At 58.7% G+C, this 15,376-nt stretch carries 9 protein-coding genes and 1 pseudogene; 3 read left to right on the plus strand and 7 right to left on the minus strand.

Going from position 1 to position 15,376, the window contains the following annotated elements:
* Positions 1-40: 40 nt before the first annotated feature.
* Complete coding sequence (locus tag NL116_RS24580; protein ID WP_494374419.1) at positions 41-3,598, minus strand: Tc toxin subunit A; 3,558 nt, start codon at positions 3,596-3,598, stop codon at positions 41-43.
* 140 nt (positions 3,599-3,738) lie between these two features.
* Positions 3,739-6,864 (minus strand): Ig-like domain-containing protein, encoded by a 3,126-nt coding sequence (locus NL116_RS24585; protein WP_494374420.1) that lies wholly within the window; start codon positions 6,862-6,864, stop codon positions 3,739-3,741.
* Positions 6,865-7,329: 465 nt separating this feature from the next.
* Between NL116_RS24585 and NL116_RS24590 the strand changes: the two are divergent.
* A pseudogene (locus NL116_RS24590) lies at positions 7,330-7,702 on the plus strand (DUF6124 family protein).
* Between the two features lie 149 nt (positions 7,703-7,851).
* Here NL116_RS24590 and NL116_RS24595 read toward each other — a convergent pair.
* Together NL116_RS24595 and NL116_RS24600 are read right to left on the minus strand one after the other, a co-directional pair.
* Positions 7,852-8,211 (minus strand): PilZ domain-containing protein, encoded by a 360-nt coding sequence (locus NL116_RS24595; RefSeq protein ID WP_494374421.1) that lies wholly within the window; start codon positions 8,209-8,211, stop codon positions 7,852-7,854.
* 247 nt (positions 8,212-8,458) lie between these two features.
* Positions 8,459-8,833 carry a tetratricopeptide repeat protein gene (locus NL116_RS24600; protein ID WP_494374422.1) on the minus strand — a complete coding sequence of 125 codons (375 nt, stop codon included), beginning with the start codon at positions 8,831-8,833 and terminating at the stop codon, positions 8,459-8,461.
* A 190-nt stretch (positions 8,834-9,023) separates the two neighbouring features.
* Between NL116_RS24600 and pyk the strand changes: the two genes are divergently transcribed.
* Positions 9,024-10,475 (plus strand): pyruvate kinase, encoded by a 1,452-nt coding sequence (pyk, locus tag NL116_RS24605; RefSeq protein ID WP_027922904.1) that lies wholly within the window; start codon positions 9,024-9,026, stop codon positions 10,473-10,475.
* A gap of 120 nt (positions 10,476-10,595) precedes the next feature.
* On the opposite strand, the gene NL116_RS24610 is transcribed toward pyk, so the two are convergent.
* From NL116_RS24610 to NL116_RS24620, 3 genes are read right to left on the minus strand one after another with little or no spacing between them, the layout of a single operon-like run.
* Positions 10,596-11,345: an enoyl-CoA hydratase-related protein gene (locus NL116_RS24610; RefSeq protein WP_494374423.1), complete on the minus strand. Its 750-nt coding sequence runs from the start codon at positions 11,343-11,345 to the stop codon at positions 10,596-10,598.
* 30 nt (positions 11,346-11,375) lie between these two features.
* A complete protein-coding gene (locus NL116_RS24615) occupies positions 11,376-12,311 on the minus strand; it encodes an iron-sulfur-binding ferredoxin reductase (RefSeq protein WP_494374424.1) in 936 nt (311 codons plus the stop codon).
* Complete coding sequence (locus tag NL116_RS24620) at positions 12,304-13,410, minus strand: GGDEF domain-containing protein (protein ID WP_494374425.1); 1,107 nt, start codon at positions 13,408-13,410, stop codon at positions 12,304-12,306. The genes NL116_RS24615 and NL116_RS24620 overlap by 8 nt, the downstream gene beginning before the upstream one ends.
* A gap of 406 nt (positions 13,411-13,816) precedes the next feature.
* Between NL116_RS24620 and NL116_RS24625 the strand changes: the two genes are divergently transcribed.
* Complete coding sequence (locus tag NL116_RS24625; RefSeq protein WP_123432985.1) at positions 13,817-15,340, plus strand: fumarate hydratase; 1,524 nt, start codon at positions 13,817-13,819, stop codon at positions 15,338-15,340.
* Positions 15,341-15,376: the final 36 nt, after the last annotated feature.

Genomic DNA, 15,376 nt, shown 5'->3' on the forward strand with positions numbered 1-15,376 from the left:
TCGTCCTGGCGCATGCCATGGCACTCAAAAGCCAGTGGGCTTATTCGGGTTGAGGTAGCGCTTCAACGAACTGGATTGGCCGGAACGAGAGGGAAACGCTTCCTATCGTGGCCTCGACATTTACTTGCCCGGCATCACCGCTGGTAAACGTCAGCTCAGTGACTCCCCTGCTGTTGGTCCGGGTATGGACTACCGGTTGAGGAACGGGACCCAACGTCCATGTCACCTGCTCGCCCACAAAACGGTTTTCATAGTCATCGACCACCGTTGCCCTGTAGGTGACCGGTGTTCCGAGCAGCACCGGGCCTGGAGGCTCCGGAAAAATGTTATCCGTGGTGATGCTCAGCGACGTCCGATCCGGGCCGATCTCGACCGCTGGCGCGACCCGTTCCTTGCCCAGGTCCAGATTGAATGAGGGAACAGCCGTGCCCATCTGCGAGCCCGGGTAAAATTTCACCGTGGCTTTTCCGTCGTTGTCAGTGACGCTCATCGAAGCATCAAATCGGCCCAGCCCGGAGCGCCAATGCACATTGGTCGATCTCAGCGGCCTGGTCGAAAGGTCCAAGACCTGCACGGTGTACTCGACATAATCGGTGGGGTCGTTCGCAATCAACTGTGTGGCGCTTACAGTAGAAGTGACCAGCACATCCAGGCCAATCGCCAGGACGTCGTCGGCCAGCGTCGGGGCGGTGCGGGCGGACAAACTGGCGCTGACCTGCTCGGCTACTGATGCGTAATCCTCATAGATGCCCTCTGCCGACAGCCTGGCCACGTCCAGCAGGGTTTCCGCGTTCAGTTCCGTTTGCTGTGCGAGCTGACGAATACGGGTCAGTAGGTCTAGCTGCGTCAAAGTACGGATAAAACCCTCCCCGGGATTGACGTGATCAGCGCAGGCGCGCACTTCCCGGACGCTCCATGCAAACAGCTCCGCCAACAATTTTGCCGCCCGCTCTTGAACCAACAGCTTTCCGTCACCGACAAGGTCGGTCAAGGCATTGACCCGCTGCAGATAATCGAGCAGTTTTTCCTCGGGTTGGCCGGTCATCGTGACCGCTCGTTTGTAAACCGTGAGGTCATAAAGGGTCGAGATCGAGAACGCTTGCACGGTCTCAAGCGCGAACCACCGCTCGTAACCGTTCTGGATAAAGTGCCCCAGGAAACCCGCGCTCAGTTGCAGCGTCGCGGCCACGTTACTGCGTCGCGAAAACTCCGCCAGCACGCTCAGGAATGGGTCGCCCGGCTCTTCGTTGGCGTGTCGGCGCGAAGCACTATCGGATTCAGCCGGCCAACGTGACAGCACCTCGGCCAATACGCCATACACCGTTGACCCGGACCATGTCAGCACCGGCAGCACCTGTTCCGAAGCAAGCCTGGCATAGGCGCCCAGGCTGCCTTGCACCACATTGCGCTGGCCGGCTTCGGAGCGCAGTACTACCGCGAGGATCTTCTCGACGATGACGCGTCGGGCAGCGTCGTCGATACCGCCTATGGTGGCCCTCACCACGCGATCGATCACCTCCTGGGCATAGGACTCGAATGACTGTTGTGGCGTTTGCGTAAAGTGAACGACCAGCCCTTGTTCATCCACCAGAGCCCGCAACTCGTTCATCCATTGGCGATTATTCGACAAGGCTGGAACACCCGCGATAGTCAACGCTTGTTCGGTCAACAACACGGGAGGGAGCTGTACCTGCAATTGGGAAAACAGCTCACGTTGTGCGTCGCTCGGCAGTGACGATTGCGTGATCGGCGTCACCTGCTCGATCACCCAGTGCACGGGCAGATCGGCATCGCGACACCAGCGAACACACTCCATAAGGGCGTGAATGACACCCAATGTGTCCGGTGTTGCGTCATTGCGCTGAGCAGCGATACGGGACGTACCGGCCAGCGGGGTCACCCACGCTTCGCCACCTATCACGCCCAGTAAAAGGATGGCCTGAATGGGCGTAATTCCCAGCAAACGCGGCAACCTGGCCATGCGATAGAAACTGGAAACAATCGGCAAACTGCGTGCAAGCTCGGTGACGCCATGGGCATCGGCGACAAAATGCGCGAGGTAGAAATAGGTCTCCAGATCGATACCCAGACCACTGCGCAACTGATTGACCGTGAGCAGGTCTGCCGGGGTAACCGGTAGGATTGCAAACGCGCCGCCGTCGATCTTGAAAGGGACTGAGAAGCGTATGTGTTCGTTGAATATACGGTCAAACTGAGCTTTTTCCGTGCCTCGACCAAAAATCGAAATCCGCCAAAAGAACGCTGCAAACTCCTCGGCGGTGCAGGCATATTGCTCGCGCAACTCCTGGAACAGGCCCAGCGCACGAACGGTGTTTTCGGTTATTTCATACGAAGGGAGTTCTGGCGAACTTTCAGCATGCATGGCCGCGACGATCACTGCATCGACGTCATGGGAGGGTAATTCCAACCATCCGTCCAGGCGCAGTTTTCGATTCATGCGGTCATAGTGTTCGTGACGGGCGTCCTTGAACAAATTGAAAAGTTCGGGATATCCCGCGTTTGCATACTCGATGGAAATAGGAGGATTATTCCCTTCATGGATGTAGACCGACCCGGCATCCACCCCGGAAACAGGGACCTCTGGACCTCGCACATTCTCTGACAAGGTGGTCGACGACTTCTCAAGCGATAACAATGCTTCAACGCCCTGAAAATCGAGCTTCGTACGCTCATTGAACACGCTTACATGCCTGAGATTGCCTCCCAGTTCCGGCGCCAACCCGAAGTAACGCGTATTTATCTCCCCCGGCTCACTTCGTTGCTCGGTCAGAATTGTTCGCTGCGCAGGGCTAAGCCTCGCGGCTTGGGTGAAAGCCTTGTCGTACTCGACACTCCAGGGTAGCGGGCGAATGAAATACGGAAACAACGGGTCACAAAGACGCACGACACTGCCGACCGACTCTGCACCATTGCGCAGCACGTAATTGAGCGTTTCCCAAGGGGTGTGAAACGGCAAGTTATTGGGGAAAAACTGCTCGCTCAGGTCCTTGTCGATGTTCTGCGTCGCGCCGCTCGTGTTCTCGATAAAGGTTTCCATCACGCGGGTAACGACCTCCACCGACGTCACCGTGCCATTGATCGTCGTGTTGTCAATCAACAACTTCTCAAGGTCTGGACGCCGCCCCGTCAGAGGCAACGCCGTCTCGTCTGCGACACCGAGCCGCTGTTGTGCCCAATGCATCAGAACGACCAGATAAGCCGCGGGCGAATGAATGGCTTCAATCGCATTCGCCGGGCAGAGTTCATCGAACCTGGGATTGAACAAAAGCGCATAAGTCGGACCGTTGCTCATCCCTTCCGCCGACGGCACGGTTGCCGCTTCATTGGTCAGCCGGTATTCGATAAAACGGCGCATGACCTGCGTTGCCAGACCGTTGATTCGCTGTTGAAAAGCACGCGCCTGCTGCTCGCTGAGACCAAACTCGGACACCAGGCCACCCACGCCTTTTTGCGCCAGCACACATACCGAGCCGTCTTCGTCGAGATAGTCATTGAGTGCGGAAAATTGCTGGCGCAAGGGCTCGTCGAAGAGTTGCTCGTACATCTGTCGAGCGATTCGGATCGGGGACTTGGCCATGCTGTTACTCCTGCGAGCTGCACATCATTGATGTGGAACCGAATGACCATTCCGTCATTCCCTTTGCAGCCATTTGGCGGTATCGCGCGCGCTCCGTCTACTGTCATAAATGACAGTAAACGGGGCCGTTCATCGGGGACTCAAGGGGTCAAGTCGGCGGCGTCGTTATCGACCACGACTTCGAATCGAGGGCTGTCAGCGCTGGCAGATACGCGTGTGACACCGCCGGATTGTTGCGCGCTTTGCGTCGCACACACCCAATGCTCGTTTGGGGATAAATCGTCCGCCGGCGTCGCTTCCCAGTCGTCATCGACAGCACGGGAAGTGGCCATACGGATTTCCGGATTGAACCAGGCACGTAGCTCAATCTCGGCACCCGTCCACGACGTGCCCGCGAACGTCGACTCGGGCTTGACCCATCGGCCAGGTAGCGGCACCGTAAACTGCGGTGGCTGAGTCCGCAGCTCAAGCGGTCGCGGTGCTGTCCATCCGGAAAGATGGTGCTCGAAGCTCTGTTGAACCACGAGTGAGGGATGGCCGGCCGGCCGGTCAAGCAAGAGCCAGAGCGACCACGTGCCGTGTTCCGACACCTGCGTGGTGGCGAGGATTTCCTCAAGGGCCTCCGTCAAGGCGACGCTAACCGTATCGCCCGGGTAACCAAAGCCGGAAACTGCCAGGTGCGACTCGACCGCCTCGCCATCGGCGGGCGTTTCGATGACCGGTTTGGCCGGCACGACCCCGAGCACAAGATCCTTGCCGAATGCAGATTCCTGATCCTTGATAAGCTGCTTGAACCTCAACGTGTGAGTGCCCGGCGGCAGGGTCGCGTCGAGCCAGAATTCGCCTCGATAGTTGGCCCTGATTCTCGCCCATGGCTCGGCCCCCTCATCCAGCGACACCTCTACCGTCGCTACTTCAATTCCTATTTTTTTGCTGGCAATGCCTTCGATTCTGAAGGAGCGTGCAACCGTGTCCACAGGCTGTGGCGTGTTGACGACGGGCGCCAACAACTCCGCTTTAAAGCTGATGGGTTCGCTCTGTTCGGATGACAATCCGTTGAACAACTGCCTGGCATATATCTGATAGTCACGAAATTCGAGCGACAGAAGCACCGACCACCCGTCTTCAGTCACTGGCACGCTGCCCAGTGGCTGGTCGGTCAAATAATCGTAAATCGTCATCACGGCACCGTCATAGCCGCCGCTGCCTTCAATAACTGGCTCATGGCCCACCGGCGGCGTCATGGCTTTGATGACGGGCTTGGGAACGGCCACTGTGAAAGATTTGATCACTTCGTTCGAGGTCTGCCCGCCGAAAGTCTGTGTCACCTTGAGGGTGTACGTACCTGGGGCGAAAGACGCAGGACGACGGTAGGTCCAGCGACCGTCCTTATCGGTGTCAGAGACCGGATAGGTCGTGGCGCCGTCGCTGAAAGTGAGCGTAACCACCGCACCCTTCCAGCAGGTGCCCGCAATGTCCGGGGACAAGCCGTTTTCAGTAATGGTGTCGATTGAGGGCAGTGGCGCCTTGATGACCACTGGCACATCCGGCGTCCATTGCGACTGGAGGTTGTTGAACAGTTGCCGCGCCTTTACAACATAAGTACCCGGCTCCCACTGGGTGATCGCTGTATTCATCCAACGATTGTTCACAACGTTGACGATCGGCAAAGAAGGAAGGGGGTTAGAAGACCCTGTGATCTGCAGTTCGACTTTGGCGGCAGGCTGGTCAGCCCAGGCATTACCGTTACCAGAAAATACTGGTTTCTGATCGAGACCGACGCTATGGGTCAGGGTGGGAGGCGGAACGTTGATCGTGAACGAGATTTCTTGAGCCCACCCGGAATAGATTTTCTGATTGCTATTACCCATGACCCATTGACGTGCACCAATAATGAAAGTGCCGGGTAGCCAGTTGGTGTAAGTCTGGGTCCACGAAGCCGACGTCACAGTAAAGGATTTCAGAACGCTGGCATTGCCTTTGTAGTGAAGATTGATCTCCGCACCAACATGCCCTTTTCCTTTTATTGTTACAGTTCCATCGGCAGTCGGGATCGCGTCAAGCAACTCTACTACCGGTGGCCTGACGTGAACTTTACGCGTGGCGGCACGTTCGGATTCAACTCCGCCGTAGAACTGTATCGCTGTCAGGGTGCGGACACCGGGAATTAACTTCACATTCACAGACCATCTGCCATTTGTAACCGCCCCGTTGCCCAGACTTGTGCTCGACAAGTCGAGATAAACACGGACACTAAGCCCTGCAGTACCTGTGTGCCCTGCCCCCACAATAGTAAAGTCCGTTTCCACTTCTAGCGGGCCAGCATCGATAGTCGGAGGGGCGAGAAAAAATACGTTTACTTGTGTCCAGGCAGCATTGCCTGATTTCTCATGCCGCACATTAATAATTTGCGAACCACCGTGAGGGTAGTGATACCCGAAATTCACAGTTATCCCCCATCGACCATCGGCTCCCGCTTTTATTTCCCCGAAGTTAATTGTACCGTTTTGATTCATGACTTGAATGAGTTCACCCGCCGCGCCCCAAGTGCCATTAACTGGTACTTGCGTACCAAGCTTTACCACTCCGTTGTTTGCGGGCGTAAATACTTTCGGATAGGTGAGGTACGTGATTTTTTTTATGGAAGAGTACCGACGATGATACCCGCTGACATATTGCTCAACGGTAATATCAAAAGTTCCTGGGTGCACTGCGGACAATAGAGGTATCGACCATCTGCTATTAGTACCCCTTACAGCAGCCGACAGCTGACTACCAGCAGGTATCCAGACACTCAACTCCGTTGAATCGCCACCCGACCCCGTAATGGCGTTGGTAAACACTGATGAGTTATCGATAACGGGTAAGTCACTCAAACACACATTAACTGTATGCCAGCCTGAATGCTGATTTTGGTACTGCCAATAATGCTTGAGTTCGCATTTACCTGATATACCCGAGTTGGTGAGTCGACGACTGTGCCATACAAACCCCTCGAACCATTCCCCTTTAACTTCCCAAAACAAGGTTCCGCTGATCCAGAGCGAGAACCAGACCTGGTGTTTGCCAACGGCATTCAAGTGGAACTGAAACGTCTGATCGAGATTGTAGATGGTTCCGTTAACGATACCGCCGATGCTCAGCGGAGTGATGGTCCCGCCAGACTCCGGATGCTCAATGTCAGCGGACTGGATGAGTTCCCCGGCACTGCGATTTTCAACGTGGTTGAACTCAGTCTCGCTGAACTTGCTTTCGTCTTCTGACATGATCCCGCTCCGTCGCCGCCTGCCGTGGAAATCTCAAGGCTCCTTTCTACGCCGCGAACCAAAGCAATGCCTACCTGTAAAATCTGACAGTTCCGATGAACGGCATGATCATCAAATTGAGCTTCATCCCGATTTTTCAGGCCCTCGCCAAGTGACTACAACGCCTTGCGCAACGGACTACACATCCGCCAGAATCCGCCGGCTTGTGCACCTTGGTCTTGCCCTGTAACTTGATCCTCGTCGCTGCCAATCAGCGATCGGGTTTAGTCGCCCGGCGGTTTGATACATGTGTATAAGCGTCATCCAGTCGGGTATTCCCTATCCCCGCACTTGATGGTGGCTGTTCGCAGGGCGCCCTTGGGCGCGCCGGAATTCGTATCTCCGCCGGTCGACTAACCTGCTTACAGCCGCCACCCTCCCTCGTTTAGTCGCGAGATGGTGGCAGCCCTATAACGGAGATCGATCATGTTTAAACCAACACCCAATCCACCCCCCGAAACCGACCCGGTTTCCCCCTACGCCACCCTCGATTCAAGAAAGCTCCACGCCGCCGCCGAAGGCGCTCGACCACTACCTCAAACCCGACGTCGATACCCTTCGCTCTTCCCAGGACCGCGCCATGAAAATGTTCACCGTTGTCCCGGACGCCAATCCCGAAGCCTTGACCATCGAGACCTACGAAACGTTTTCGACGGTCAGCATTCTGCCGCTCGACCTGGCGGAAAGCCTGGACAACACGCCGCGGCATCTGGCGATGGCGATTTACCGGATGAGTGAGTTGGGGTTGATACTGGTGGAGCGGTCGCTGGATAACGAGAAGGCGATCAAGACGGCCTGAGCTTTAGATATCAGGCGCCTGTGCTGACGCCTTCGCGGGCAAGCCCGCTCCCACAGGGTTCTGTGGTGAACACAACTTTTGTGATCACCATGAAACACTGTGGGAGCGTGGCTTGCCCGCGATGACGGTAGTCAAGCCACCAAAAAACTTCAGGCCGAGGCAGGCATCGGCTGAAAACTGAAATACTGCGTCAACGCCTCCACCAATTGCCCAAACTCCGGCGGCGCCCGTTGCAGGCGGAACCCGGCGTCATAGTGCTGGGGCGTTGCGTCTTCATGGCACCACAGACAACTCGCCGTCAGGTCGATGACCTGCTGGCAACCCTCGAGGGCGGGGATTTTCAGACGCAGGGCAAAGTCGACGCCCACCATCATCGGCAACTGGCTGATGAGCATCAGCCCGTCCGCAGACACGTTGCCGAGAAAGCCGATGGGTTTGTCGGTGATGCTGTTGAACACTCTGAGGAAATACGGCAGTTGATGCCGCTCGATCCGGCGGTCGGTAAACATGCGCAAATGGCCCAGCAAGGCCCTTAAGCAGGGCCGCACTAATGCTTCGGAACGGGCCTTCCTACTATCTGTATAGATAGAGGCCGCGGCACGCTCTCCCCGATGCCGGTGCGTCAGTCCCTACAACGCTGACGCTTACTCCTGCCGATCTCAGGTATGACCTCGGCGCAGAGGCAAGGCTCTAAACCGATCTCTTGGACTATAGCTCACCATCGTCGGTGAGCCAGCCTTTGTATGACAGCCGCAATCAGAACTGCGCAGGGCGTACGGCTGCGGCGCTGCGAACCGGGTAATGGCCCGTGCTCTGCAGGGTCTCCAGACGGGCGCGGGCGCGGTAGGCGTATTCGCTTTGCGGGTAGGTCGCGATGATGTACTGGTAAGTCTGGGCCGCATCGACGAACAGCATCTGCCGTTCCAGGCACTGGCCGCGCATCATCGACACTTCGGGCCACACATAAGGCCGCGCACGGCTGGAGCGCTCGACTTTCGACAGTTCGAGCATGACCTGCTCGCAATTGCCACGGTCGTAGGCGCTGTACGCGAGGTTTAAATGATGGTTCATCGACCAACGGGCACAACCCGTCACACTGAGGGCAAGGACGGCAATGAGCGCAAATCGCATGGGGGATCTCCTGTCTTGAGCGCTGTATCGGCCTGCTGGCGAAATTCTTCAGGCTGCCGGTAACCGAAAGTATTCATTTGAATAAACAAGCGAATAACAAAGCTCTTCACAAAAAGTAGTGCACTTGAACAATGACTACACCCCTAGAGCATAGTAGCCTCACTCAGCGCTTGAACTCAGGAGTCTTTGCATGTCCGTCCGTCGTACCAAAATCGTCGCTACCCTTGGCCCGGCCAGTAACTCGCCGGAAGTTCTCGAACAGCTGATTCTGGCTGGCCTGGACGTCGCCCGCCTGAACTTCTCCCACGGCACCCCCGACGAGCACAAGGCTCGCGCGAAGCTGGTGCGTGACCTCGCGGCCAAGCACGGTCGTTTCGTTGCCCTGCTGGGTGACTTGCAAGGCCCGAAAATCCGTATCGCCAAATTCGCCAACAAGAAGATCGAGCTGAAGATCGGTGACCAGTTCACCTTCTCCACCAGCCATCCTCTGACCGAAGGCAATCAGCAAGTGGTCGGCATCGACTACCCGGACCTGGTGAAAGACTGTGGCGTGGGCGACGAGCTGCTGCTCGACGACGGCCGCGTGGTGATGCGCGTTGATACCGCCACCGCCACCGAGCTGAACTGCACCGTGCTGATCGGCGGTCCGCTGTCCGACCATAAAGGCATCAACCGTCGCGGTGGTGGCCTGACGGCTCCGGCGCTGACCGAGAAAGACAAGGCCGACATCAAACTCGCTGCCGAGATGGAAGTCGACTACCTGGCCGTGTCCTTCCCGCGTGATGCCGCCGACATGGAATACGCCCGTCAACTGCGCGACGAAGCCGGCGGCACTGCCTGGCTGGTGGCGAAGATCGAACGCGCCGAAGCCGTGGCCGACGATGAAACCCTCGACGCGCTGATCCAGGCGTCCGACGCGGTCATGGTTGCCCGTGGTGATTTGGGTGTGGAAATCGGCGACGCCGAGCTGGTGGGCATTCAGAAGAAAATCATTCTGCACGCACGCCGCCACAACAAGGCCGTGATCGTCGCGACCCAGATGATGGAGTCGATGATCCAGAACCCGATGCCGACTCGCGCTGAAGTGTCCGACGTGGCCAACGCCGTGCTCGACTACACCGACGCCGTGATGCTCTCGGCCGAAAGTGCTGCCGGTCTGTACCCACTGGAAGCTGTGCAGGCGATGGCGCGAATCTGCGTCGGCGCTGAAAAGCACCCGACCAGCAAGACCTCCAGCCACCGTATCGGCAAAGTGTTCGAAAGCTGCGACCAGAGCATCGCCCTGGCGGCCATGTACACCGCCAACCACTTCCCGGGCGTGAAGGCGATCATCGCCCTGACCGAAAGTGGCTACACGCCGTTGATCATGTCGCGCATTCGCTCTTCGGTGCCGATCTACGCGTTCTCCCCGCACCGCGAAACCCAGGCCCGCGCGGCCATGTTCCGCGGCGTCTACACCGTACCGTTCGACCCGGCATCGTTGCCGCCTGAGCAAGTCAGCCAGGCCGCGATCGACGAGTTGCTCAAGCGCGGCGTTGTGGAGAAAGGCGACTGGGTCATCCTGACCAAGGGCGACAGCTACCACACCATTGGCGGCACCAACGGGATGAAAATCCTGCACGTTGGCGACCCGATGGTCTGAGTGACCGGCCGCTGAAATACAAAAGCCCCGCCACGTGAATGGCGGGGCTTTTTGCTTTCTGGTCCTGAAAATGTGGTGTCAGGACTGACGCCTTCGCGAGCAAGCCCAGTCATCGAAGATTCAATGCCGCTTGATAAACCCGGTCAACGCCGCCAACGCTTCCGGCGAGCGCAGCCGCTGAGTGAACAACGCCCCCTCTTCTTCGATCACCTTGCGCAGCAATTCCCGGTCCGGTGCTTTCATCAATTGCTTGCTGATGCGCACGGCTTCCGGCGGCAACGATTCAAAGCGCAACGCCATCTCCCGTGCCTTGGCCAACGCCGTTTCGCCACTACCCAATGCCTCGGTCGCTATCCCCCACGCTGCCGCTTGTTCACCGCTGAACCCTTCACCCAGCAGCAACAATTCCGCCGCTTTGGCATGCCCAATCAAACGCGGCAAGATCAGGCTGGAACCAAATTCCGGACACAACCCGAGGTTAACGAATGGCATCCTCAGGCGAGCATCCCGACTGACATACACCAGATCACAATGCAGCAACATCGTCGTGCCAATCCCCACCGCCGCACCCGCCACCGCAGCGACCACCGGTTTACGGCATTCCAGCAAATTGAGCATGAACTGAAACACCGGACTGTCGAGGTTGCCCGGCGGTTGCTGGATGAAGTCGGCGATGTCGTTGCCAGCGGTGAAGCACTCGGCACTGCCAGTGATCAGTACGGCGTTGATTTCGGCGTCGGTGTCGGCCTGCTTCAATGCGTCGGCCAAGTCGGAGTACATGGCGCGGGTCAGGGCGTTTTTCTTTTCGGGGCGATTCAGGCGCAGCGTCAGCACACCGCGTTCGCGTTCAATCTGGATGGCATCGGTCATGGTGGGTCTCGCGTCTGAAAAAATCAGCGCTCAACCACGAGGCAGGAACACATCGGCCAGCAGTTGATTGCGCGGCAAACCCGCGAGGTACAGGCGCCGGGAAAAGGCGTCGACACTGTCGGGGGCTCCGCAGACTAAGGCCAGGGTTTGCCGGGAGACAAGCCGCAGTTGCGCCAATGCCTGCGGCAACTCGGCCGGGGTCCAGCGTTCGACACTGAGGTTTTCCCGGCCATCGGCCATGGCTTGCAGGGGTTTGGCGAGGTAATGCTCATGGGCATCATGGGCCAGGTGAATGACGCGGATAGCCCCTTGATGATCCTGACGCAGCGCTTCGCGCAACACGCCAAACAGCGGCCCCAAACCGGTGCCGGCGGCCAACAGCCAGAGCGGTCGGGTGTGCCAGTCCGGATCGTAATGCAAGGCCCCGCCGCGCAGCTCGCCGAGGCGTATCGGGTCACCGATTTTCAGCTGACGGGCCGCGTCGCTGAATGCCCCGGGCTGGCGGCAATCAAGGTGAAACTCCAGAAAGCGGTCTTCTTCCGGCAGGCTGGCCAACGAGTAAGGTCGCGCCACGTTGCCCGCCCACAACACCAGATGTTGCCCGGCGCTGTAGCGCAGCGGACGCTCGGGGGTCAGGCGCACACGCAACACACTGGCGCTCAACCAATCCACGGCGGCCACCTCGGCCGGGCGACCGTCCTGCTGCGGGTCGAAGGTGTGCACGTGCAGGTCTTCGACCACTTGGCACTGGCACGCCAGGCGCCAGCCTTGTTGGCGCTGCTCGGCGCTCAAGGCATCCGGGCGATTGTCGCTGGGCAGGCCTTGCACACATTGCACCAGGCAGGCATGGCAACTACCGGCGCGGCAACTGTAGGGCACCGGCACACCGTTTTGATTCAAGGCATCGAGCAGGTTGCTGCCCGGCGCCACCGTAAAGTGGCGCTCGCCGACGCGTAACTCAGGCATCGACGTTCTCCCAGGCCGCCGCGCAGCGGTTGCGCCCGTCACGCTTGGCCCGGTAAAGCGCCTGGTCCGCGCGCTGCAAGGCGTCGTCGAGATCGTCGCCCAGTTCCAGCAGCGTCATGCCCGCCGACAAGCTGAGGTGGGCGACATTGAGGCCAATCAACTCGACATCGGTGAAGGCGATACGCAACCGTTCACAGCATGCGGTCAGGCGTTCGGCATCACAGTCAGGCACCAGCACCACGAATTCTTCACCGCCATAACGCGCCAGCACATCGCCGTCTCGCAGGCATGCCGTTGCGACGCCGGCAAAGGCTTGCAAGACCTGATCGCCCGCCGCATGGCCGTGCACATCGTTGATGCGTTTGAAGTGGTCGAGGTCGATCAGCGCCAGGCCATGCATCACACCGGCGTCCATGGCGTTGAGTTCCCGTGAGGCCAGGCGCAGGAAATGGCGGCGGTTGAACAGCCCGGTGAGTTCGTCGGTGGCGACCAGGTCTTCGAGCTGGCGCATCATCCCGCGCAGGGTGTCCTGGTGCGCTTGCAAGGCGAAGCGTCGTTGCCGCATGCGTTGACGCGACGCCTGGACATAGCGGGCGTAGAGCACCAGCCAGATCAACACGATAAACAGCACAGACACTTGCAACCCGGCCAGCGCCGGGTCGGGCAGCTGAAAGTGGTAGCCCTCCCACAGCGTGATCGCACTGAAACTGAAAAACACCAGCAGCGCACATCGCACTAACGCTCGACGCGACAGATGGAACAACCCGAACAGCAGGATCAGCACGTAAAACACCAGGAACGCGCCGCGCGCTTCGTCCAGATTGGCGATCAGCCACGTTTGCCAGCCGATCCCCATCAACACTTGCACTTCGGTCAGGCTGGGGTCGGAAAAACGCAGGTTGCAGCCGCTGTAAAACACCACGAACAACGCCGCCTGGCTGATGACCACCAGTGCGGTGCCGACGGCCACGCTGGCCGCAGGTTCGTCGTAATGTCCGGTGAAAAACGCCAGCCACAGCAACATCAAGGCCAAGGCATAGGTGCCGGCTGCAAGGGCAAAGCGTTTGAGTAAAAGCCGTTGGATGGCGTTATGGGTCAATCGTTGACTCACCATGCGAAAGGAGGCTGTTTGAGTGTCCTACTCTACAGGCCGACTGCCACTTTAGTGGCGAGCCGGACAAATGACCATTCAATTTTAGGGGCAAAAAACTGGCGTCAAAAGCATGGCCCTGAATGGCAGAAAACCTGAGATGAGGAGATCGCCTGTGGCAAGAGGGCTTGCCTGTGGCGAGGGTCACAAAAGCAACAGCCTTGCGCCAGCCTTTATGAGACCAACGATTGACTGCCGGCGCGTGTACCCGCCCGCGAGGCGCGGTATACTGCCGCGCCTTTTTAGCGTCGCGCCAGCAGCCCCGGCGTGCCTTGAAAGGTGCTTGCAACCGACCGATGCACCCAAGCTGCAAGCACCTTATTGAATGTTCCCGTCTTTTAGAGGAGCGCGACTCATGACCGTGATCAAGCAAGACGACCTGATTCAGAGCGTTGCCGACGCCCTGCAGTTCATTTCCTATTACCACCCCGTTGACTTCATCCAGGCGATGCACGAAGCCTACCTGCGTGAAGAATCGCCGGCCGCCCGCGACTCCATCGCGCAGATCCTGATCAACTCGCGCATGTGTGCCACCGGCCACCGCCCGATCTGCCAGGACACCGGCATCGTTACCGTGTTCGTCCGTGTGGGCATGGACGTACGTTGGGATGGCGCCACCATGGGCCTGGACGACATGATCAACGAAGGCGTGCGCCGGGCTTACAACCTGCCGGAAAACGTTCTGCGTGCCTCGATCCTCGCCGACCCGGCGGGCGCTCGTAAAAACACCAAGGACAACACCCCGGCCGTTATCCACTACTCCATCGTTCCAGGTAACACCGTGGAAGTGGACGTGGCAGCCAAGGGCGGCGGTTCCGAGAACAAATCGAAAATGGCCATGCTCAACCCGTCCGACTCGATCGTCGACTGGGTATTGAAGACCGTTCCGACCATGGGCGCCGGCTGGTGCCCACCGGGCATGCTCGGCATCGGCATCGGCGGCACCGCCGAGAAAGCCGCGGTCATGGCAAAAGAAGTGTTGATGGAGTCCATCGACATTCACGAACTCAAAGCGCGTGGCCCTCAGAACCGCCTCGAAGAGATGCGTCTGGAGCTGTTCGAGAAGGTCAACCAACTGGGCATCGGCGCCCAGGGCCTGGGTGGCCTGACCACCGTGCTCGACGTGAAGATCATGGACTACCCGACTCACGCCGCTTCCCTGCCGGTGTGCATGATCCCGAACTGCGCCGCCACCCGTCACGCACACTTCGTGCTCGACGGTTCCGGCCCGGCCTCGCTGGAAGCGCCACCGCTGGACGCCTACCCGGAAATCGTCTGGGAAGCCGGCCCGTCGGCCCGTCGCGTCAACCTCGACACCCTGACCCCGGAAGACGTACAGAGCTGGAAGCCGGGCGAGACCGTCCTGCTCAACGGCAAGATGCTCACCGGTCGCGACGCCGCGCACAAGCGCATGGTCGAGATGCTGAACAAGGGTGAAACGCTGCCGGTCGATCTGAAAGGTCGCTTCATCTACTACGTCGGCCCGGTTGATCCGGTTCGCGAAGAAGTGGTGGGCCCTGCCGGTCCGACCACCGCCACGCGGATGGACAAGTTCACCCGTCAGATCCTCGAGCAAACCGGCCTGCTGGGCATGATCGGCAAATCCGAGCGCGGCCCTACCGCCATCGAAGCGATCAAGGACCACAAAGCCGTTTACCTGATGGCAGTCGGCGGCGCGGCCTACCTGGTGGCGCAAGCCATCAAGAAATCCCGCGTCGTTGCTTTCGCCGAACTGGGGATGGAAGCCATCTACGAGTTTGACGTGAAAGACATGCCAGTGACGGTTGCGGTTGATAGCAAGGGCGAGTCGGTTCACATCACCGGTCCTGCGATCTGGCAGAAGAAGATCAGTGAAAGTCTGGCAGTAGAAGTGCAGTAAGCGCTTCATCGGGCCAAACAGCGGCCGGGTTGTCTG

The sequence above is a fragment of the Pseudomonas sp. FBCC-B1667 genome (assembly GCF_059133255.1).